The following is a 22,263-nucleotide window of genomic DNA, read 5'->3' as shown; positions in this document are numbered from 1 at the left end:
AAGTGGGGTGACGGTGTGGGCCGCAAGGCGGCTCCGGTGGCGTTCGACACGGGTGCCTGGCGTCAGCAGGACACCGGCACGGCCCCGCTGTCGGTCAAGAAGTAACACACGCGCGCGAAGTGAAGGGCGTTCCCCGCGGGGGACGCCCTTCACGCGTGTTCAGAGCACCGAACCTGACGGCCCCGTCGTCATCGTGACCCCCGACCCGGCGAACTCGCCCACGTCGGCGACCGCCGCCTGCCCCTCCTCGCTGCTCATCGCCGCGAGGAACGACTGCTCGTCGTCCCAGGTCAGCACCGCGACCAGGTGGTAGGCGGGCCGCTGCCCGCCACCGGCCACCGGCCGCTGGACGGTGTAGGCCCGCAGGCCCGGAAGCTTGGCCGCCAGGGGCGCGTGGATCTCGTCGTAGTGCCGGTCGAAGGCCGCGACGTCCTCGGGGTGGTGGTAGAGAACGATGAGCTGGAATGCCATGGTCCGCCTCCGGATCGTGATGTCCTGTCACGAAACCACACCCCGGCGTCCCCGTGGAAGGCCGCCGGACGGCGACGTCAGACCGGTACGCGGGTGACCAGGATCCCGTCGTCGTCGCTGAACAGCTCGGCCCCCGGCGAGAACGTGACGCCGCCGAACGTCACCGGCACGTCCCGCTCGCCCGCGCCCGTCTTGCCGCTCTTGCGGGGGTTGGAACCCAGGGCCTTCACGCCGAGGTCGAGCTCGCGCAGCGCCGTCACGTCCCGGACGGCGCCGTGGATCACCACGCCCGCCCATCCGGCCGCCACCGCCGCGCCCGCGATCATGTCGCCCATCAGCGCGGCGTGCAGCGAGCCGCCGCCGTCCACCACCAGGACCCGGCCCTCGCCCGGCTCCGACAGGACCGCCTTGAGCAGGGCGTTGTCCTGGTGGCAGCGCACGGTGGCGATCGTGCCGTGGAAGGCGCGGCGGCCGCCGTACTGGCGCAGCTGCAGGTCGCAGGAGTCGAGCTCGTCGCCGCGCTCGTCGTACAGGTCCGCGGTGTTCATGGGGGCCCTTCCCGGCGGGGGTGTCAGCGGTCGCGTTCATGCTGCCACGCGCGGCCCGCCGGGCGTCGGCCCGGGCGGGAAGCGTTTCCCACGTTTTCCCAACCGGCGGCCGCGCCCTACCCCGGCGGCCCGGGCCGATCGATGCTGTGGCGGAACGCACGCCACGCGATCGTGTACCAGGGGAGTACGCATGGGGTTACGAAGGTGGACGGCCGTCCTGGCAGCGGCGTCGCTCGCCGTGGGCGGCCTGGCCGGCACGGTGTGGACGCCGCCGCAGGCGGTCGCCGAAGCGGTGGACGCCGCCACCGCGTGGATGGTCAAACCCCTGTTCCGGCTACGGGGCACCACCGGCACCGACAACACGCTGTTCACCTCCTGGGAGACGGAGTACGACAGCGCGGTGACGAAATGGGGTTACACCCCTGAGGGGCAGGTGCTGCACGTCTCGCGCGAGGCGGTGACCGGGCTGTCCCCGGTCACCGGCCTGCGCAAGGCGGGCGGCGACCGCATCTTCACCATCGACCAGAGCGAGCGCGACCAGGCCGTCGCGCAGGGCTACGTGGACGAGGGCGTGCGCTTCCACGCGCAGGCCGCGGGCGGGGACGGGCTGCTCCCGGTCCACCAGCTCGTCAAGGGCCCCTCCCACCGGTACGCGATCGGCGAGGCGGAGAAGGCACGCGCCCTCGCCGAAGGCTGGACGTACCAGAAGGTCGCCTTCTACGGACGGGGCTCGTTCAGCAAGAAGCTGCTGCTCAACGGGGAGTTCACCACGGACGCCGCGTCATGGGAGGCCGCCGGGCCGATCACGACGGCGGTCGAGAACGGCGTGCTCAAGGTCACCGTGGCCGACGGCACCACCGAACCGGGGCAGGCCCACCTGCGCCAGCTCGGGCGCACGCTGCAGGCCAAGAAGACCTACACGCTCTCCTTCGACGCCCACGCCAGTGCCGCGGCGACCATCAGGGCCGTGCTCTGCGAGGACGTCGAGACCTGCCCGGAGATCTTCGCCACGGACGTGGAGCTGCCGGACCAGCCGCAACACTTCTCCTACACCTTCGACTCCACCGCCGACACCACGACGGCGGCGCTCACCTTCCAGCTCGGCGGCCAGGGCGCGCTGACGGCCTTCCTGGACAACGTCTCGCTGACCGAGCAGAAGTGGACCGTCTCCACCGATCCCAAGCCGACCGAGGCCGAGGCGCTGGCCGCCGCCGAGGCCACGGGGCAACTGGTGGAGGTGCTGGCCGAGCGGGGCGAGACGCGCGAGGTGTACGCCACCCCCGAAGGCACGATGTACGTCAACGACCGGCTCGCCCCGATCAGGAAGAAGCAGGGCGACACGTGGGTCCCCCTGTACAACGGCCTGCGGTTCCAGGACGGGACGGTCCGGCCGTACTCCTCGCTGGTGGACCTCAGGCTGTCGGCCGGCGGGACGGGGCCGATGGCCACGCTCACCCGCTCCGGCCACACCATGTCGCTGACCTGGCCGACCGCGCTGCCCACGCCGACCCTGGACGGCGACACCGCCGTGTACGCCGGCGCGCTCGGGCCGGACGTGGACCTGCGCGTGCGGGCCACCGCGGACGGTCTCGCCCACACGCTGGTGGTGAAGACCCCCGCCGCCGCGCAGGACCCCCGGCTGGCCGGCCTGACCCTCGGCCTGTCCGCGCCGACGCTGACGGTGAGCACCGGCGCCGACGGCACGCAGGAGGCGGTCGACCCCGACAACGGCGCGGTGATCTTCGAGGCGCCCAGGCCCGTCATGTGGGACTCGGCGCCCGCGCCCCCCGCGGCGGGCACGGGCATGGTGGGCGAGGACGGCCCCGTCGACCCGCCGACCACCTACGCCACGGACGGCGCCCCCGGCGACGCGTCGAAGATCGCCACGATCGGCACCGAACTGGGCCAGGGACAGCTCACGCTGACCCCCGACCCGGCCATGCTGGCCGCGGCCGACACGACGTTCCCCGTCTACATCGACCCGATGTACCGCACGCCGATGAGCTCGGCGAACCTCATGGTGGCCAGCAGCGGGTTCGAGATCTACAACTTCACCAAGGACCAGGGCATGGGCCGATGCCCGATCGGCCTGCCCTCCAGCGGCAAGAGCTGCGGCTCCCCGCACAAGAAGCGGCTGTTCTACCGCGTCCCCACCGGCTGGCTGGCCGGCAAGCAGGTCCTGTCCGCCGAGTTCCACGTACGGGAGGTGTGGGCCGCCTCGGGCAGCAAGCGGCCGGTCAACATCCACCTGGCCAAGGCGTTCGGCAAGCACTCCACCTGGAACTCCACCTCCGACAACTGGCTGCGCAAGCTGGACAGCCGCAACGTGGCCAAGGGGTGGTCGGGCTGCGCCGCCAAGTCCTGCCCGGCCGGTGACGTGCTGTTCAACGTGACCTCGGGCGTCAAGGAGGCGGCGCAGAAGGGCTGGCGGGACACCACGTTCGGCCTGCGCGCCGCCGACGAGGGCGACCAGCTCGGCTGGAAGCGGTTCGAGTCGCGCGCCTACCTGCGGGTGCACTACAACCGGCCGCCGCTGCAGCCGAAGATGAGCCAGCTGGAGATGGAGCCGGGCGGCCCGTGCAAGGGGCCGGGCAACCCGTCGGTGTTCAACTGGTCCACGCCGAAGCTGATCGCCAAGAACCTCCGCGACCCCGACACCTACAACCGCACGGCCGACAAGGTGCAGGCCGAGTTCCTGGTGTCGTGGAAGAACGCCGCCGGCCAGAACAAGGAATGGCGGTACCTCACGCCGGCCAAGAGCGCCAGGTCCGGCAAGGCGGGCAACAGCTTCATGGCGCAGGTGCCGCGCGGGCTGCTGCCGGAGAACACCGTCGTCAACTGGCAGGTCCGCGCCCAGGACAGCCGCAAGGGCAAGGGGCCGTGGAGCTCGGCCGGGGCGGCGACCGCCTGCTACTTCGTCTTCGACACCAAGGCGCCGCCGCTGCCGGTGATCACCTCGTCCGGCGCCGACGGGTACGTCGCGGAGAACCCCCTCGACCCGGCGCAGACGCCGCAGGACGGCATGGGCCGCTACGGCCGGTTCGTCATCACCTTCGACCCGTCGGTGACCGAGTGGGCCTACGCGGTCAACGACGACCCCGCCCAGTTCCGCAAGAGGACCGCCGGCAGCGCCACCGAGACGGTGCAGATCCTGCCCAAGGTCGTCGGCAGCAACAGCCTCTACGTCCGCGTCAAGGACCAGGCGGGCAACTACTCCAAGGGCTCGGCCGTCTACCGGTTCCGGGTCGCGCCCGGCCGCGGGCCGAAGGCCCACTGGAAGCTCAACGACCCGGCCGGCGCCACCACCCTGGCGGAGACCGGCGGCCGCTACCCGGCCCGTACCGCGGGCACGCCGCAGCTCGGCGTGGCCGGTTCCCGCGGCACGGCGATGGCCGGCAACGGCACCACCGCCTACGCCCGTACCGACGCCGCGGTGCTGGACACCACCAAGAGCTTCACGGTGACGGCGTGGGCGAAGCTGCCGGACGTCCTGCCCTCGTCCTACGCCACCGTGCTGGCCCAGGACGGCGGCAACGTGTCCGGCTTCTGCCTGCGCTACGACGCGCCGAACCGCAAATGGGTGTTCTGGCGCATGAACGCCGACTCGACCTCGGCGGCCTCGGCCAGCGCGTGGTCGGCGAAACAGGCCAGACCCGGCGAATGGACGCACCTGATGGGCGTCTTCGACTCGGTGGCCAAGAAGGTGCGCATCTACGTCAACGGCGAGCCCGGCACCGAGATGGACTACACCAGCGCCTGGGCGGCCAACGGCCCGCTCACCATCGGCCGGGTCCTGTGGGGCGCCCAGCCGCTCGACCACTTCCCCGGCAAGATCGACGACGTCCGCGTCTACGACCGGGTCGTCAGCGTCGAGGAGGCGGCGGCGCTGTCCAAGGAGATGCTGACGGTGACGCACAAGTGGCACCTCAACAACGTCCCCGACGACAGCGGCGAGGCGCCCAGAACCCCCGTCAAGCTGTACGGCGCGGCCCGCTTCGTGGCCAGGACCCCCATGAGCAACAGCGTCGTGCCCGGCTCCCTGCGCCTGCCGGGCGCGACCGGCGACTACGCGGCCGTCGAGTCGGCCGTGCTCGATCCGCGGGAGAGCTTCACACTCTCGGCCTGGGTGGAGACCAGCGGCCAGGCGCGCAAGGCGATGACCCTGCTGAACCTGCCCATGGCCACCGGCAGCGCGCTGACGGTGAAGTTCGACCCCGCCCGCGGCGACCCGGACATGGGCGAGACCGGCCGGTACGTCGTGGAGATCCCCGGCGGCGCCGCCGTGGAACACCCCGCCTTCCACACCGGGTTCGGCGACTGGGACCACCTGGCGATCGTCTACCGGGCCCGGGAGAAGACGCTGGAGTTCTGGGTGAACGGCACCCTCGAAGCGGCTCCGGAGGCCGAGGTCAAGTCCTACCGCAACGACGTCGCCCTGTCGGGCCCCATCACCTCGGCCCAGCTCGGCCGTGGCGGGACGGGCCTGAACTGGTCGGGCCACGTCGACGACGTGTGGGTGCTGCGCGGCCCCGCCGACGAGAGCCTGATCGACCTGCTGGCCCTGTGGTCGGAGATGTCGGTCGTCTCCGAGGACGCGCTCAACGACAACACCCCCGACTGACCCGGTGCGGGGGCGCCGCGCCGGCGCCCCCGCCGTCCCTGCTGCCGCTTCCGCTCTCTTCCCTGGGAGGTACGGCATGCGCGTCCATGCCGCACGCCGACGTCGCTCTTCCTGGTCCCGGCTGCTCCGCGCGGCCCTCACGCTGCTGCTCACGGTCGGCCTGATGGTCGTGCCCGCGACGCTCCCCTCCGCGAGCGCCGCCGCCGAGCGAAACCGGCCCAAGCCCGTCGACCGGGAACGGGTCGTGCCCGGCCGGCCCGCCGCGGTGAAACCACGCATCACCGAGCCGAAGGCCCCCGACCCCGTGGCGGCCTGGCCCGCGCCCGGCACGGCCGAGGTGGACCTGGCCGCCGCCACAGCGTCCGCCCCGCCCGCCGCACCCGCCGGAAAGGCGGGCGCGCTGTCCGCGACGCCCGCCGACGCCGCCTCCGCCGCCGGGCGGGTGCGCATCCAGACCCACGACCGCGCGGCCTCGCAGCGCGCGGGGGTCGGCGGCCCGATCTTCACCGCGGCCCGCACGTCGGGACCGCCGGGCAAGGTCACGATGAAGGTGGACTACGCCCCCTTCGCCGAAGCCTACGGAGGCGGCTTCGGTTCCCGGGTGCGCCTGGCGGCCCTGCCCGCATGTGCCCTGACCAGCCCGGACAAGGCCGAGTGCCGCCGGGCCGTGCCGCTGAAGGGCCGCAACGACACCGCGACCAGGACGCTCAGCGCCGACGTCGACCTCGCTGCCGAGCCGATGGTGCTGGCCGTCACCTCCGGGACGTCGGGGGACAAGGGCGACTTCGGCGTCACCTCGCTGTCGCCGTCGGCGACCTGGCAGGTCAGCCCGCAGACGGGCGACTTCACCTGGTCCTACCCGCTGCGGGTGCCCCCGGTGCCGGGCGGGCTGGTGCCGAACCTGGTGGTCAACTACTCCGCGGCCTCCATCGACGGGCGCACCGCGACCACCAACAACCAGGCGTCCTGGCTCGGCGACGGCTTCGAGCTGTCGCCCGGGTACATCGAGCGCAAGTACAAGTCCTGCAAGGACGACGGCGTCCCCAAGGACCCGACCTACCAGGTCGAGCCGATGGACCAGTGCTGGGCCTACGACAACGCCACGCTCGCCCTCGGCGGATCGGGCGGCGAGCTCGTCCCGACCGGCCCCGACACCTGGGTCCTGGCCAGGGACGACGGCACCCGGGTCCAGCGCCTCACCGGCACCGCCGCCGACACCGCCAACGGCGACGAGGACAACGAATACTGGCGCGTGACCACCGCCGACGGCACCCAGTACTACTTCGGCAAGAACCGCCTGCCGGGCTGGACCTCCGGCAAACCCCAGACGAACTCCGCCTGGGACGTCCCGGTGTTCGGCGACGACGCCGGCGAACCGTGCCACAAGGACGCCTTCAAGGACTCCTGGTGCCGTCAGACCTGGCGGTGGAACCTCGACTACATCGAGGACACCCACGGCAACGCGGTGACCTTCTACTACGCCAAGGAGCAGAACCGCTACGGCCGCAACCTGCGCGCCGCCGACGACACCGCCTACGACCGCGGCGGCTACCTCACCTCCATCCAGTACGGCCTGCGCACCGGCGACCTGTTCCCGGCCACGCCGCCCGCCCGGGTCGACTTCACCAACGCCGAGCGCTGCCTGCTGACCGCGGCCGAGTGCGCCGACATCTCCGCCCATCCGGTCCGCTGGCCGGACGTGCCCTGGGACATGAACTGCGACGAGGGCACCGAGTGCAAGGACGGCAAGGGCACGGCCTCGCCGAGCTTCTGGACCCGCAAGCGCCTGACGAAGGTCACCACCAAGGTCGTCAACGCGGCGGGCACCGGCCACCGCGACGTGGACTCCTGGGAGTTCAAGCACCTGTGGGGCGTGGCCGACGTGGACCGGCAGCTCAAGCTCACCGACATCGTCCACACCGGGCACGCCGGTGCGGCGCCGGTCACCATGCCGCCGGTGAGCTTCGTCTACCAGCAGCTGGCCAACCGGGTGGACAAGCTCGGCGACGACGTCGGCCCGTTCGTCAAGGAGCGGGTGGCCTCGATCCAGAACGAGACCGGCGGCAAGCTCGACGTCACGTACTCGGAGATGGACTGCAGCCCCTCCGACGTGCCGCAACCGGCGAGCAACCGGCGGCTGTGCTTCCCGACGTTCTGGCAGAACTCCAACGGCGGCGCCGACCCGAGCCTGGACTGGTTCCACAAGTACGTCGTCCGCGAGCTGATCCAGACCGACCTGACCGGCGGCGGCTCGGACATGGTCACCCGCTACGACTACAGCATCGGCAAGCCCGCCTGGCACTACGCCGACGACGACGGCATCACGCCGGAGAAGTTCAAGACCTGGTCGAACTGGCGCGGCTTCGACAAGGTCCGGGTGATCGGCGGGGCCACCAGCGCGGCCAGCGGCGGCACGCCGTCCCAGACCGACTACTGGTACTTCCAGGGCATGAACGGCGACCGCGCGTCGGTCTCCGGCGGCACCAAGACCGTCACCGTGGACGACGGCGAGGGCGGCACGTACACCGACCACGAGTCCCTGCACGGCACCACCCTGCGCACCGTGACCTACGACAAGGCCGGCGGCGTGCCGGTGAGCAAGTCGATCAGCACGCCGTGGTACCACCAGACGGCCTCCAGGTCCCGCCCGTGGGGCACGATCACCGCCAACCTGACCGGCACCAGGTCCACCCGCACCTTCGGCCTGGTCGGCCTGTCCTGGCAGCAGACCCGCTCGACCGTGACCGAGTTCGACCTGACCACCGGCGCCGCGCTCACCACCGACGACGAGGGCGAGGTGGGCGTCGCCGGCGACGAGGAGTGCACCAGGACCGAGCTGACCGCCGACGGGGCGCGGGTGCTGCGCCTGCCGGCCCGGGTGACCACGGTGGCCCGCCGCTGCGCCGACACGCCGAACCTGCTCACCGACCTGATCGCCGACGCGCGCACCTACTACGACGACAAGGCGTTCAAGGCCGCGCCCGTGCACGGCGACGTGACCAGGACCGAACGCGGGAACGCCGCCTCGGCGACCGCGATCACCGGCTACCAGGTGATCGCCCGGTCGACCTACGACGACCTGGGACGCCCCAAGACCGTCGCCGACGCCGCCGGGCTGACCACCTCCACCGACTACACCGAGGCGCACGGCGTCACCACGCAGGTGGTCACCACCACCCCGCGGGCCCGCGCCGACGACCCCGACTCGGCCATGGTCACGACCCGGGTGCTCGACCCGGCGTGGGGCCTGGCGACGCGGGAGACCAACGCGGCCGGAAAGGTGACCGTCGCGCAGCGGGACGCGCTGGGCCGCACCTCGAAGGTCTGGGGGCCGGGCCGCACGACCAGCATGACGCCCGACAACGAGTACCAGTACCTCGTCAACGCCGGCGCTATCGTGGCCGTGGGCGCGAAGACGCTGACCGGCGAAGGCGGCCAGCAGACGTCGTACACGCTGTTCGACGGGTGGCTGCGGCCCAGGCAGTCGCAGGCCCCCGGCAAGAACGGCGACACCAGGGGCCGGATCGTCTCCGACAGCGTCTACAACGGGGCCGGGCAGGTGCACTACACCTTCGCGCCCTACTACGCCGACGGCGACCCCGAGCCCAAGCGGTTCGGGGTGGCCACCGTGGGCGCGGTGGAGTCGCAGCTGTGGAACACCTACGACGGCCGCGGGCGGCTGCTCGCCGAACGGCTGCTGTCCGGCAACAGCGACGGCGACGTCAACGAGCTGTGGAACACCCGTTACGAGTACGGCGGCGACTGGACCAAGGTCGTGCCCCCGTCCGGCGGCACCCCGGTCACCACCTACACCGACGTGCACGGGCGTACCCGTGAGATCCAGCAGCAGACGGCCGCCGGGCCGGTCGTCACCAAGTTCGCCTACAACCACCGCGGCCAGCAGGAGTCGGTGACCGGCCCCGGCAACCAGGTCTGGTCCTACAGCTACGACCTGCTCGGCCGCCGGGTGCAGTCGAACGACCCCGACCGCGGCGTCGAGAAGACCGCCTACGACAACCTCGACCGGCCGGTCCTGACGACCGACGCCCGCAACCAGAAGATCGGCATCGAGTACGACGGGCTCGACCGCATGGTCGCCAAGTACGACGCCACCACGTCGTCGCCCGGCACCAAGATCGCCGAGTGGGTGTACGACACCGTCCGCAAGGGCCAGCTCACCAGCTCCACCCGCATCGTCGGCACCGACCGGTACACCACGCAGGTGGAGGCGTACGACAACCTGGACCGCCCGCAGCGCAGCCGGGTGGTCCTGCCCGCCGTCGAGGGCGGCCTGGCGCCCGCCCAGGGGTACGTCTTCGACACCAGCTACAACCTCGACGGCAGCGTCGCCGCGAGCAGCAGCCCCGCCGTCGGCGGGCTGCCCGCCGAGAACATCGCCTACACCTACGACGACCTCGGCCGCCTGGTCTCCACCAAGTCCCAGCTGTCGACGTACCTCGTCGGCACCGACTACACCAAGACCGGCCGGGTCATCGGCCTGCGCATGCAGTCCGGCGGCGACGGCAAGCAGATCGACCAGACCTTCGACTACGAGTTCGGCACCGGCCGCCTGGCCAAGGCCACCACCTGGCACTTCGGCATGGCCGGCACCGACCGCAGCACCCAGTACGCCTACCAGCCCGCCGGGAACATCACCCAGATCAAGGACACCTCCCGCGACGGCGTCGACAACCAGTGCTTCCGCTACGACGAGCTGTCCCGCCTGTCGGAGGCCTGGACCCAGGACGGCGACGCGGCCTGCGCCGCCACCGGCGCGAACGCCACCGTCGGCGGCCCGGCCCCCTACCGCGCCGCCTACACCTACGACGACACGGGCAACCGCCGCAGCGAGTCCCTCTACGGCGCCGGCCCGGCGGGCGGCGTCCAGCAGTCGGACCGGACCTACGTCTACGACCCGGCCAAGGCCCACCGCCTCACGACGGTCCCCGGCGCCGCCTCCTTCGCCTACGACGCCTCCGGCAACACCGTCGAGCGCCGCACCCAGGCGAGCAACCAGACGCTGACCTGGGACGCCGAAGGCGAGCTCGTCAAGGTCAACGACGACAAGAAGGGCGAGACCCGCTTCCTCTACACCGCCGACGGCGAGCGGCTCATCCGGCGCGACAAGGACGGCACCACCCTGTACCTGCCCGGCCTGGAGGTGCACCTGGTCAAGGGGGCCACCAGCCCCACGGCCAGGCGCTTCGTCGGCAACGCCATGCGGACCACCACCGGGGTCACCTACGTCCTCGGCGACCACCACGGCACCGCCGAACTGGCCATCAACGCCGAGACCGGCGCCCTCAGCCAGCGCCGCTACACCCCCTTCGGCGCCCTGCGCGGCAGCCAGGGCGCCTGGCCCCAGGACCACCAGCGCGGATTCGTCGGCGGCATCAACGACACCAGCACCGACCTGACCACGCTCGGGGCCCGCAGCTACGACCCGCTCACCGGCCGCTTCATCTCCGTCGACCCCCTCATCCAGATGGGCGACTCCCAGCAGATGAACGGCTACAACTACGCCAACAACAATCCCCCCACCCTGGCCGACCCCACGGGCCGGAAACCCTGCTGCACCGGCGTCGGCTGCTTCCACTCCATCGCGCCGCCCTGCGCGCCCGGGGACTACGACAACCCCGAATGCGAGGGCCCCTGCGATCCGGGCGGAGCCAGGAAGAATCTCGGCAACGCCCGCGACTCGCAACAGAACGAGCGGCAGCAACAACAGCAGATCGCCAAACGGAACGCGGTGCTCGAAGCCTTGAAGGCCGCAGGCATCGGATTCATCAAAGATTTCCTGAAAATAGATGACATAAAAGGCTGTTTAGGCGGCAGCGTCGGCAGTTGCGTCAGCCTGATCCTGGAATTCGTGCCGGCCAAGAAGATCGGCGGCCTGATCTGGAAACTGGCCACCAGGGTCCGGATGGGCATCAAGATCTACAAAAAGGTCCAGGGCATCATCACGGCGGCCCGCCGCGCCATCGAGGCCATCGACGCCAAGATCGACGACATCAACAAGAAGATCGCCGCCCTGGACGGGCTCCTCGCCCGCGTGGCTAAACGCAGCAAGAATCCGTCGGCGGGCGGCTCCTGTCCCTTGTCCAACAGTTTCGTCCCGGGAACCAAGGTCCTGCTCGCCGGCGGCCTGACCAAACGCATCGACCAGCTGAAACCCGGCGACAAGGTCATGGCCACCGACCCTGAGACCGGTCGTACCGAGGCCAAGGAGATCACCGCCACCATCGCCGGTGAGGGCCCCAAGAACCTGGTCACCGTCACCGTGGACAGTGGCGGCGGCAACACCCGTGACATCATCGCCACCGACGGCCACCCCTTCTGGGTGGCGGACGCGGGCAGCTGGCGCGAGGCCAAGGATTTACGTCCCGGCCAACTCCTCCGTACGGCCGCCGGCACCTACGTCCAGATCAAGGCGGTCAGGGCATGGACAGCCCAAGCCCGCGTCCACAACCTCACCGTCGCCGACCTCCACACGTACTATGTGGTGACCGGGGACACCTCGGTCCTCGTTCACAACTGCGGAATCATCGCCGACAACGACCTCATGGTGAAGGCGATGGGGGGCCACACACAGGCGTTGGCCGAGATCCAGAACGCCTCGACGGTGTACATCACGCCGAACCAGCGGCACGAATTCCTCAATGTCACCAATGGGCTGAACGCGAGGCGTCGTTTCCTCGAGGAGAACAACATCCAGACGATCACCGGTCAGCAGGCCGAGGCGTGGGCCTCCTCCGCGGAGTTCCGGGCGGCCTTCAATGCCGTGGTAGGAGCGAAGGGACGGGGTGACGCCGCGTTGGTGGGCTTCGCGGCCGCCAGCGGTATGACAGCAGTGACGATGGAGCGAAACCTGACCAACTTCGTCACCCAGACCCTCCGGCTCCCGGGGGTGCCCCTCCGTAGGGTGATGCCCTAGTGAGCAGCTACAACCTGCTGTCCTTCACGGAGACGTGCCCCAGGTGCGGACATACCGGCGAGGCCGAGGCGGAATTCCAGTTCGGGCTCCTCGAACTGCGGCCTTACCGGGTGGGAGACCGTGTCGAGTGGGGGGCGAAGGGCCTGCGTTTTCCCTCGGCGCGCCCCGAAGGGGGCTACTTCGAAGGCGCCGGCTATGTCGAGTGCGAGAACTGCCGGAAGGATTACTGGGTCGTCATATCCGTCGAGGCGGACATCATCTCCGCAGTGCGCATCGACCATGGCAGAAAGGGCTACGTGGATTAGTGCCCGCCCAGTACGCCGGAGAGACCGGCTTCACCCCCGTGAAGCCGGTCTCGGGTACCGGGAATCGTCTTCTGGATGGGTCCGTGACGTGCTTTTATGTTTGAGTAGGCGTTACGGAATGCGACTTGCCTCATACCTGAACGCTTATTTGTCTCGTTCGCATATCGGCCGAGCCTCGGTGGGGCCAAGATTTTCGCCGGAAACAGCGGGATTTGTCTCGGTTGAATATCGGTTGACCGTGGGCTTCGACAGTCGGTCAATCATGGGGACGTGATCAATTCACCGTACGACGGCGTTCGGGTGCTGGGGGCGGTCGAGTTCCGGTGGGCGGGCGCGCCGGTGGTGTTGCGCAGGCGGCAGCAGCGGCTGCTGCTCGGCGTGCTGGCTCTGTCGGCCGGCCGGGTCGTCCCGCTCCAGCGCCTGGTCCAGGTGCTCTGGCCCGAAGGGGCGCCGCAGGGCGCGCGCAGGCAGGTCCAGGTGCTCGTGTCGCGGCTGCGCGGCCTGCTCGCCGGCGTGGCCGGAAGCGACGTGGAGGTCTTCGCCACCGGCTCCGGCTACGGGTTGCGCATCGATCCCATGGCCGTGGACGCGCACCGGTTCGCCGTGCTGAAGGAGCGGGCCGGGGCCAGTGACGACGACGAGGAGAAGGCCGGGCTGCTGCGGCAGGCGCTGGAGTTGTGGCGTGGCCCGGTGCTCGACGAGGCGGCCGTCGGCGCCGCCCGCGACACGCTGTGCGTCCGGCTGGAGGAGGCGCGGCGCGAGGCGATCGAGGAGCACGCCGAGGCGTCGTTGCGGCTCGGCCGGCACCGGCAGGTCCTCGGCGCGCTGGCCGAGGAGGTGGCGACCGCGCCCACCCGGGAACGGCTGGCCGGCCTGCTGATGCTCGCGCTCTACCGCTCCGGCCGCATCGCCGAGGCCCTGGACGTCTTCGAACGGTCACGCGCGCACCTGAACGAGGAACTGGGGCTCGATCCCGGCCCCGCCCTGGTACGGCTGCGCCTGGACATCCTGCGCGGCGACCCCCGCCTCGGCGGCCGGGCCGGGCCGGGCGGCGTCGGCGGCCCCGAGACCGTCAGGAGGTCCGGCGACCTGGAGGGGGAGGGGCTGGTGATGCTCGGCCTGGGCCGGATCCGCTTCGCCCAGGACCGCTTCGCCGAGTCCGTCGCCGCCTACGAGGAGGCCCGGCGGGCCTTCCAGCGGCTCGGCGACCGGCGGCACCTGGCGGCCGCCCTGTCCGGGCTGGGCACCGTGCGGGCCGAGGGCGGCTGGTTCGCCGAGGGGGAGACCGACCTGCTGGAGGCGGCCTCGCTCTTCTCCGCCCTCGGTGACCAGGCCGGGCACGCCCACGCCATCTACATGCTGGGCTTCGTGGAACGCGAACGCGGCGACGACGAACTGGCGTTGTGGCTGCTCAGCCGCGCGCTGCGGACGTACCAGAAGATCGGTGACCTGCGCTGCCAGGCGCTGCTGCAACGCAGCATCGGCCTGGTGCACCGGGCGAGGGGCGAGTACGGGCACGCCGCGACCAGGACCCGCGAGTCCCGCCGCCTGTTCGCCGCCCTGTCCGACCCGCACGGGACGGCCTACGCGGACCAGTCGCTGGCCAAGATCCGGATCCGCGTGGGGGACCTGCCGCAGGCCGAGCGGGCGCTCCAGGCGAGCCTGCGCGTCTTCACCCGCCAGGACGACCGCTTCGGCCGCGCGCTCGGCCTGCGGACGCTCGGCGAGCTGCGCCTGGAGCAGGGCGCGGCGGCCGAGTCCAGGGCCGCGCTGTCCGCCTCGCTCGACCTGTGGGACACGCTGGAGCTGCCGCTGTGGCGCGCCCGCACGCTCTCCGTGCTGGCCCGCCTGGAGTCGCGCAACGGCGAGGCCGCGCACGCCGGCGCCGCCCGCCAGGAGTCGACCGCCATCTTCAGCCGCATCGGCAGCCGCGAAGGCCGCTGACGTCCCCGGCTTCCGTCGGATATCCCCGGCATTCCCGACGCGAGGGCGCTGACGTCGCTGGCAAACGGGTGGCAACAGGGGCCGCGTACATTGCGCGGGCATCTTCCTCCCGCGCCGAAGGAGAGCCTCATGAGGCGATCTTCCACCGTCACGGTGGCCATCCACCGGGTGCTCGTCCTCACGGCGATCCTGCTCTCCTCGCTCGCCGTCGCGACCGGCTCGCCGGCTGCCGCGGCGGGGCAGCCGGCGGACGCCGGGCAGCGAGGGAACGGCCCGTGGGTGGAGCCCGGGCTGGCCCGCAAGCTCGACTCCGGAGGCAGGATCCGGGTCAACGTCGTGACCAGGGATCGCGACGAGCTGGCCGCCGTCTCCGGCTCCGGCGCCGGCCAGGTGCTCCAGACGCTGTCACGCCTGCCCGTGGTCACCTTGCGGACCGACCATGCGGGCCTCCAGCGGCTCGCCGCCCGGCCGGGTGTGCTCAGCGTGTCCGAGGACCGGCCGGTGCCGCCGGCCCTCGGGCAGAGCGTCCCGCTGATCGGCGGCGACCGCACCAGGGCGGCCGGGCTGACCGGCGCGGGCACCGCCGTGGCCGTGCTGGACACCGGCGTCGCCACCGGCCACCCCTTCCTCGGCGGCCGCGTGCTGGCCGAGGCGTGCTTCTCGCCCGCCGACCCCGACTACTCCGCCACCAGCCTGTGCCCGGACGGCGCCCCCAGGCAGGACGGCCCCGGCTCGGCCGACGCCGAGAGCGGCGGCTGCTCGGACGAGCTGCTGGACTGCTCCCACGGCACGCACGTGGCCGGGATCATCGCCGGCGACGGCGAGGGGATCGACGGCGACGGCGGGAGCGGGGTCGCGCCGGGCGCCGGCCTCGTGGCCATCCAGATCTTCAGCAGGTTCGACTCCGACGACTTCTGCGGCTCCGGCGGCGCGCCGTGCCTGCTCAGCTTCTCCAGCGCCCAGCTGGCCGCGCTGGAGAAGGTCCAGACGCTGAAGGCGACCCTGCCCATCGTGGCGGTCAACCTGAGCCTGGGCAGCGGCATGCACACCGCGGCCTGCGACACCGACCCGCGCAAGGCCGCCATCGACGCCCTGCTGGCGGCCGGGGTCGCCACCGTCGTCGCGGCCGGCAACGACGCCTACCCGAACGCGGTGGCCGCCCCCGCCTGCATCTCGTCGGCCGTCGCCGTGGGCAGCACCACCGACGCCGACGTCCTGTCCTCCTTCAGCAACCGCGGCCCGCTCCTGGACCTGCTGGCCCCCGGCAGCGACATCGTCTCCTCCGTGCCCGGCGACCGCTGGGCGTCGATGAGCGGCACGTCCATGGCCGCGCCGCACGTCGCGGGGGCGCTCGCGGTGCTGAGCCAGGCGTTCCCCGGGGCCGGCCCCGCGGCGCTGGAGGCCAAGCTCAAGGAGACCGGGCGCCCGATCGCCTACACGGGCGCCACCACGCCCCGCATCCAGCTCGACGCCGCCGCCCTGGACGCGACGCCCCGGCCGGGGCCCGACCAGTACTTCCACTCGCGGGGCAGGATCCTGGACAACGTCCGGATCAGCGCCAACTCCACCATGGCCGTGCAGGTGGCGGGCGTGGCGGGGCTGCCCGCGCAGGGCGTGCGGTCCGTCGCGCTCAACGTCAGCGCCAAGGGCGACTTCTTCAACACCGGGACGATCACCGTGCACGCCTCCGACGAGCAGGAACCGGACGGCAAGGTGCTCGCCTACGACACCTCCCGCTACGCCTCCACCATGATCATCGCCAGGGTCGGCGCGGACGGGAAGGTCAAGGTGGTCAACCGCGGGACGGGACCCGTCAAGGTGACGCTCGACGCGCACGGCCACACCCTCGACAGGGCGGCCGCCGCCGTGGGCGGCACCTACTTCCCCGTCACGCCCGCCCGGGTGGCCGACCACACCGTCATCCCCGCGCTGGGCAACTACGAGCTGTCCGTCGCCGGCATGAACGGCCTGCCCGCCGCCGGCGTCGCCCAGGTCGCCCTCACCGTGGTGCTGAAGAGCCCGTCGACCGGCACCGTACGCGTGTACGCCGCCGGCGAGGCCTACCCCGTGGACGCCAACATCGACTACCCGGCGAACCTCACCACGCAGTTCCACACGATCGTCAAACCGGGCCAGGACGGCAAGATCAACGTGCACAACCTCGGCTACGACAACGTCGAGATCTCCGTGGACGTCACCGGCTACTTCTCCGCCGAGCGGCGCGGCGGGCTGGTCAAGGCCGTCCGCCCCACGTCCGCGGGACGGGCCCTGGCGATCCCGGCGGGCGGCACCAAGGCCGTGCGCTTCACCGGCCTGCCCGCCTCCGGCGTCACCGCGGTCGCGCTGACCGTGGCCGCGCGGGGGGCGGCCGCCGGGACCGTCTCGGTGCTGCCGCAGAGCGGGCCCTCGACCGCCCGCGTCGTCTCCTACCCGGCGGGCAAGGACGCCGTCGGGTCCGCCATCGCCGCCGTACGCCCCGACGGGTCGGTGGTGCTGAAGAACGAGGGAACCGGGCAGGTGAGCGTCGACGTCGACCTGTACGCCTACTTCGCGAACGCCTGACCCCCGGTCACCCGCGCCTGGAACGTCCTGCGAACCCCGGAAAAGGAGGCGGGCGGATGAGCCCCGCAGTGGTGAACGGCATCCACGCCCGCATGCTCGCGGCCGAACTCAGCCTGCTCAAGGCCGCCTCCGGTCTCGGGCTGGTGCAGCTGGCCGGGCACACGCACTGCAGCAAGTCCTCGCTCCAGCGCTACCTCAGCGGCAAGCTGCTGCCGTCCCGCCAGGCCGTCGAGGCCATCAGCAAGGCATGCTGCGGCGACACCGCGCGCCTGGTGGCGCTGTGGGAGCTGGCCGTGGCCGGTCCTCCCGAGCGGCCGCGTCCGGCGCAGCTCCCGCACGACGTGCCGGGCTTCACCGGCCGCTCCGCCGAGCTCGCCCGCCTCGCGGGCCTGATGCCGGACTCCGGCAACGCCATCGCGATCGCGGTGATCGACGGCGTCGCCGGAGTCGGCAAGAGCGCGCTCGCCGTGCACTTCGCGCACCGCGTGGCCGGCCTTTTCCCGGACGGCCAGCTCCACCTCGACCTGCGCGGCTCCGACGCCGAACGGGGGCCGCTGCCGCCCGCCGAGGCGCTGGCCCAGCTCGTCCGGGCCCTCGCCCCGGACCTGCGGCGCCTGCCCGGCGACGTGGGGGAGCGGGCGGCCCTGTTCCGCAGCCTGATCGGCGGCCGGCGCATGCTCGTCCTGCTGGACGACGGCGCCTCCACGGACCAGGTCCGCGCGCTGCTGCCCGGCAACCCCGGCTGCCTGGTGCTGGTGACCAGCCGCCACCGGCTGGGCGGGCTGGTCGCCCGGGACGGCGCCCACCACATCGCCCTGGGCGCCCTGACCGCCGCCGAGTCCGCCGAGCTGCTGGCCGCCGCCGCCGGCGCGGAACGCGTGGCCGCCGAGCCCTGGGCCGTCGCCGGCATGACGCGGTTGTGCGGATATCTCCCGCTGGCGCTGCGCATCGTGGCCGAGCACCTGGTGGTGAACCCGTCGCTCACCATGACCGACCTCGTCGGTGACCTGGCCGCCGAACAAGGAGGCGCCGACCGGCCCGCCGCCGTACGGACGGTGTTCCCCGGGTCCTACCGCGCCCTGCCGCCGCCGGCCGCGCGGGCGTTCCGGCTGCTGGGCAGGCAGGGCTGCCTGGACCGGCGCTGAGCAGCCGCCGGGTGCCACGTGCGCCCCGTGCGGCCGGGCGCGGTCAGCGGGCGTGTCCCGCGCGCAGCCAGGAGACGTAGTCGGCGATCCCGGAGCCGGTGTCGTAGGCGGGCTCGAAGCCGGTGTCCTCGCGCAGCCGGGTGATGTCGAGGCACAGGTCGCGGCCGGGGCCGGCGGGGTCGCGGCCCTCCCGCAGCTCGACGTCCGCGCCGGGCACGGCCCGCCGGATCGCCGCGGCGACCTCGCCGTTGGTGGTCATCCGGCCGGTGGCGACGTTGTACGTGCGGTGGCGCAGCCGCTCGGCCGTCTGGAGCAGGGCGATGGCCCGCCCGCAGTCCTTGACGTAGCACAGGTCGCCGCCGTCCCCGGCGTACGCGCCCCACGCGGGGCTGGCCAGGTCCGGCGCGACTCCCTGGACGGCGGCGTGCACGAGCTGCGGCAGGAGGAAGAACGGCGAACGCGCGTGGCCGAGCGGCCCCCAGATCGCGCCGATGCGGAGGTTGACCACCTCCAGCCCGGCGGTCTCGGCCAGATGGCCGGCCATCAGCTCGCCGATCTTCTTGAACGTCGGGATCGGGTGGCCGGCCGACATCGTCAGCGGCAGGTCCTCGGCCAGCGGGCCCGGGGCCTCGACGCCGCCGTAGACGCCGATGGTGCTGGCCAGGCCGAGCCGGGACACCTGCCATTCGGTGGCGGCGTGGAAGACGTTGAGCAGGCTCGCGACGGACTTCTCGACCCCCTCGACCGGCTCGTAGGCGTCCACCGGCCAGGGCATCGAGCCCGCCAGGTGCACGATTCCGGTGATCTTGTGCCGGTCGCCCAGGGCGAGCAGCGCCGCCCGGTCGGTCAGGTCGGCCCGCTCGACGACGAGCCGTCCCTCGGCCTCGCCGGCCAGCGGCGCGGGCACCTCGGGGGCCCGGCGCTGGACGAGCACCACGGACTCGCCGAGGTCGAGCAGCGCTCGCGCGGTGTGTATGCCGATGAAACCGAGCCCGCCCGTGATGAGGATCATTACCGCAACTCCTTGTCATCAGTGCCACTGATCGTCAGTGACACTGATGATTAACGTAGTGCGAGGACCCGGCGGCTGTCCAGCGCGGGGCTCGCACGCCCGACGGCGAGGTGAACCTGGGGGCGGCGGATCCTCATTCATCCCGCTAAAGTTCATGATTCGGTACCGCTGCTGTCCCAGGAGTCACCGCCTCATGCCGAACGCCGAGCCCTTACGTCCTGGCGATCCCACGTCCTTGGGGGCCCACCGGATCACCGGATGGCTGGCCTCCGGCGGGCAGGGGGTCGTCTACCTCGGCCAGGGGCCGGACGGGCGGCCCGTGGCCGTCAAGGTCCTGCACGGGATCGTGGCCGGTGAGCGGTTCGCCGCCCTGACGGAGGCGGCCCGCCGGGTGGACTCGCCGGGCGTCGCGCGGGTGCTCGACGCGGCCTGGGGGCGGCTGTCGTACATCGTGAGCGAGTACGTGGAGGGGCCGTCGCTGGCCGAGGTGGGCCGGCTCGGCGGCGGCAACCTGCGGCACCTGGCGGTGGGCACGGCCGCGGGGCTGGCCGCGGTGCACCGGGCGGGGCTCACGCACGGCGACCTCAAGCCGTCCAGCGTGCTGCTCGGCCGGGACGGCGCGCGCCTGGTCGGCTTCGGCACCGCGGGAACCGGCCCGGGCTCCGGCCGCGCCGGCGCGGGCACCGGGCCCGGCCACGGCTCCGACGGCGGCGCGGTGGCGTACATGGCGCCGGAGCAACTGGACGGACGCGCGTCGGTGGCAGCGGCGGGGACGACGTCGGTGGCAGCGTCGGGAGCGGCGTCGGGAGCGGCGTCGGGAGCGGCGTCGGGAGCGGCGTCGGGAGCGGCGTCGGGAGCGGCGTCGGGAGCGGCGGCGGACGTCTTCGCCTGGGCGTCGGTGATGGTGTTCGCCGCAACGGGCCGGCCGCCGTTCGGCGACGACGCCCCGCCCGCGGTCGCCGGCCGCATCCTGCGCGGCGAGCCCCAGCTCGGCGACCTGCCCGAGCCGCTGCGCGACATCGTCCGCGCCTGCCTGGCCAAGGATCCGCAGGCGCGCCCGCCCATGGCGGCGGTCCTGCCGCTCGTCCTGGGCGAGCCCCGCCCCGCCCCGCCGGAGCCCTCTGAGGGCCGTCGGGGCGCTCCCGCGGTGACGGTCGCGCCTCCTGGGGACCATGGGGGCTCTCCCGCGGTGACGGCCGCGCCTCCTGGGGATCGCCGGGGCGCTTCCGCGGTGACGGCCGGGGAGCTTCCCAGGGATCACCGAGACGCTCCGGCGGTGACGGCCGACGGTCCGGTCGCCTCGCCGGTGGGCCGGTCCAGGTGGGCGGTGGGACGGCGGTCGCCGGTGCTGGCGCTGGCGGCCGGGGCGGTGGCCGTGTCGGTGGCGGCCGGCGTCGTGGTGTGGAACTCCGGCAAGCGGCAGGCGGACGCCGAGGTGCGCTCCGCCCATGAGCCCGTGCGCACGTCCGCCTCGGCGGGACCGTCCCGGCACGGCACGGCCGCGTCGAGGCCCACGAGGACGCCGCAGCGCCGCGCGACGCGCCCCACCCCCTCCGCCACGGGCCCGTCGGAACGCTCCACGACGCCGCCCGCCACCACCGGGAGGGCCGCGTTCGCCCTGGCGTACGTGCGGGTCCAGGGCTCCTCGACGATCAACTCCGCCGGGGTCACCTGCTACACCGGCGCGGTGAACTTCGCCGCCGGAGTGAACGCCACCCGCCCCGGCGCCGCCTACACCTACCAGTGGCTCTACGACGGCAGGGTCATCGAGCGCGGCTCGTCCCGCTTCCCCGCGAACAGCCGCAGCGGCTACGTCAGCTCCCGGAGGCTCGTCACCCCCTCGGCCGGCAGGCACACCGTCGCCTACCGGATCCTGACCCCGTCGCCCAGGACGAAGGCGGTCAGGTTCACCATGTGCGCGCCGTAGGCGGGCACGAGAAGGGCGGGCCCGCGTGGTGCGGACCCGCCCTGATGGCAGCCACGGGCATCACAGCCCGTAGCTGACCACCCAGTATCCGTTGTACCGTCCGCCGTAGCAGGCCAGCCTGGTCGGGCTGTGCCAGCTACGTACGACGGCGCCACCGCCGAGACGGCAGCGCAGCGAGGTCACGTACCGGTAGTTGTAGCCCCAGTCGCGGTCGCCGTCCCGGTAGCGGTCGTCGTCGTCGCGCTCCTCGTTCCGGTAACGGTCGTCGTCGCCGTCCTCGTCGCGGTAGCGGTCGTCGTCCTTGTACCGGTCGTCGTCGTCCTTGCAGTGGTCGTCGTCCTTGTCGCCGTCCCAGCGGTTGTCGTCCCAGCGGTGGTCGCCGTGGTGCCGGTCGTCGTCGTCCTTGCAGCGGTCGTCGTCCTTGTCGCGGTCGCCGTCCCAGGGGCGGTCGCCGTCCCACTGGTGGTCGCCGTGGTGCCGGTTGTGGTGGTGGCCGTGCCACCACGGGTCGTCGGCGCCGATGTACGGACCCCTGATGTCGTACTCCGGAGCCACGTACGAGAACGGCTCGGGACGCGGGTCGGCGGCAGCCGGACCGGCGGTGACGAGCGGAAGGGCGCCGGCGGTGGCGCAAGAGACAAGTGTTGCGATGAGTCGTCGCATCACACCGATCCAATCACTGTCGATGATCTAACCGTTACAGATAGTAACCGCAGGTCAGCGACTTGAAACGCGGGCCGGAGGGCTCCGGGACACCCCGTCGGCAGCCCTTTGCGCGCCGAACGACAGGCAAC

At 72.3% G+C, this 22,263-nt stretch carries 11 protein-coding genes; 7 read left to right on the top strand and 4 right to left on the bottom strand.

The window, feature by feature from the left end; translation table 11 throughout:
- Positions 1–159: 159 nt before the first annotated feature.
- Positions 160–471, bottom strand: coding sequence for an EthD family reductase (locus AB0J71_RS42860; RefSeq protein WP_352329850.1), 312 nt, complete (start codon positions 469–471; stop codon positions 160–162).
- A gap of 77 nt (positions 472–548) precedes the next feature.
- Positions 549–1,019 (bottom strand): ribonuclease E activity regulator RraA, encoded by a 471-nt coding sequence (rraA, locus tag AB0J71_RS42855; RefSeq protein WP_352329849.1) that lies wholly within the window; start codon positions 1,017–1,019, stop codon positions 549–551.
- Positions 1,020–1,209: 190 nt separating this feature from the next.
- On the opposite strand from rraA, the gene AB0J71_RS42850 reads away from it, so the two are divergent.
- The 6 genes from AB0J71_RS42850 to AB0J71_RS42825 all read left to right on the top strand — a co-directional run bounded on the left by AB0J71_RS42850 (position 1,210) and on the right by AB0J71_RS42825 (position 18,530).
- The gene (locus tag AB0J71_RS42850; RefSeq protein WP_364419872.1) at positions 1,210–5,640 is read left to right on the top strand and encodes a LamG-like jellyroll fold domain-containing protein; all 4,431 of its coding nucleotides are present in this window, start codon (positions 1,210–1,212) and stop codon (positions 5,638–5,640) included.
- 76 nt (positions 5,641–5,716) lie between these two features.
- Positions 5,717–12,574, top strand: coding sequence for a polymorphic toxin-type HINT domain-containing protein (locus tag AB0J71_RS42845; protein ID WP_364419870.1), 6,858 nt, complete (start codon positions 5,717–5,719; stop codon positions 12,572–12,574).
- A complete protein-coding gene (locus tag AB0J71_RS42840; protein WP_364419868.1) occupies positions 12,574–12,879 on the top strand; it encodes a hypothetical protein in 306 nt (101 codons plus the stop codon). The genes AB0J71_RS42845 and AB0J71_RS42840 overlap by 1 nt, the downstream gene beginning before the upstream one ends.
- 270 nt (positions 12,880–13,149) lie before the next feature.
- A complete protein-coding gene (locus AB0J71_RS42835; RefSeq protein WP_352328102.1) occupies positions 13,150–14,823 on the top strand; it encodes a BTAD domain-containing putative transcriptional regulator in 1,674 nt (557 codons plus the stop codon).
- Between the two features lie 129 nt (positions 14,824–14,952).
- A complete protein-coding gene (locus tag AB0J71_RS42830) occupies positions 14,953–17,385 on the top strand; it encodes a S8 family serine peptidase (RefSeq protein WP_364419866.1) in 2,433 nt (810 codons plus the stop codon).
- A gap of 56 nt (positions 17,386–17,441) precedes the next feature.
- Positions 17,442–18,530: a helix-turn-helix transcriptional regulator gene (locus AB0J71_RS42825; protein ID WP_352328104.1), complete on the top strand. Its 1,089-nt coding sequence runs from the start codon at positions 17,442–17,444 to the stop codon at positions 18,528–18,530.
- Between the two features lie 43 nt (positions 18,531–18,573).
- Here AB0J71_RS42825 and AB0J71_RS42820 read toward each other — a convergent pair whose 3' ends face one another.
- Positions 18,574–19,542: an NAD(P)-dependent oxidoreductase gene (locus AB0J71_RS42820; protein WP_364419864.1), complete on the bottom strand. Its 969-nt coding sequence runs from the start codon at positions 19,540–19,542 to the stop codon at positions 18,574–18,576.
- A gap of 193 nt (positions 19,543–19,735) precedes the next feature.
- Here AB0J71_RS42820 and AB0J71_RS42815 point away from each other — a divergent pair, with 193 nt between their 5' ends.
- The gene (locus AB0J71_RS42815; RefSeq protein ID WP_364419862.1) at positions 19,736–21,469 is read left to right on the top strand and encodes a hypothetical protein; all 1,734 of its coding nucleotides are present in this window, start codon (positions 19,736–19,738) and stop codon (positions 21,467–21,469) included.
- Positions 21,470–21,529: 60 nt separating this feature from the next.
- Here AB0J71_RS42815 and AB0J71_RS42810 read toward each other — a convergent pair whose 3' ends face one another.
- The gene (locus AB0J71_RS42810; RefSeq protein WP_364419860.1) at positions 21,530–22,132 is read right to left on the bottom strand and encodes a hypothetical protein; all 603 of its coding nucleotides are present in this window, start codon (positions 22,130–22,132) and stop codon (positions 21,530–21,532) included.
- Positions 22,133–22,263 lie beyond the last annotated feature (131 nt).

This window comes from Nonomuraea sp. NPDC049637, from assembly GCF_040675235.1.
GTDB lineage: Bacteria > Actinomycetota > Actinomycetes > Streptosporangiales > Streptosporangiaceae > Nonomuraea.
The sequence above is the reverse complement of the archived record's forward strand: the minus strand, read 5'-3'. Positions and strand labels throughout refer to the sequence as shown.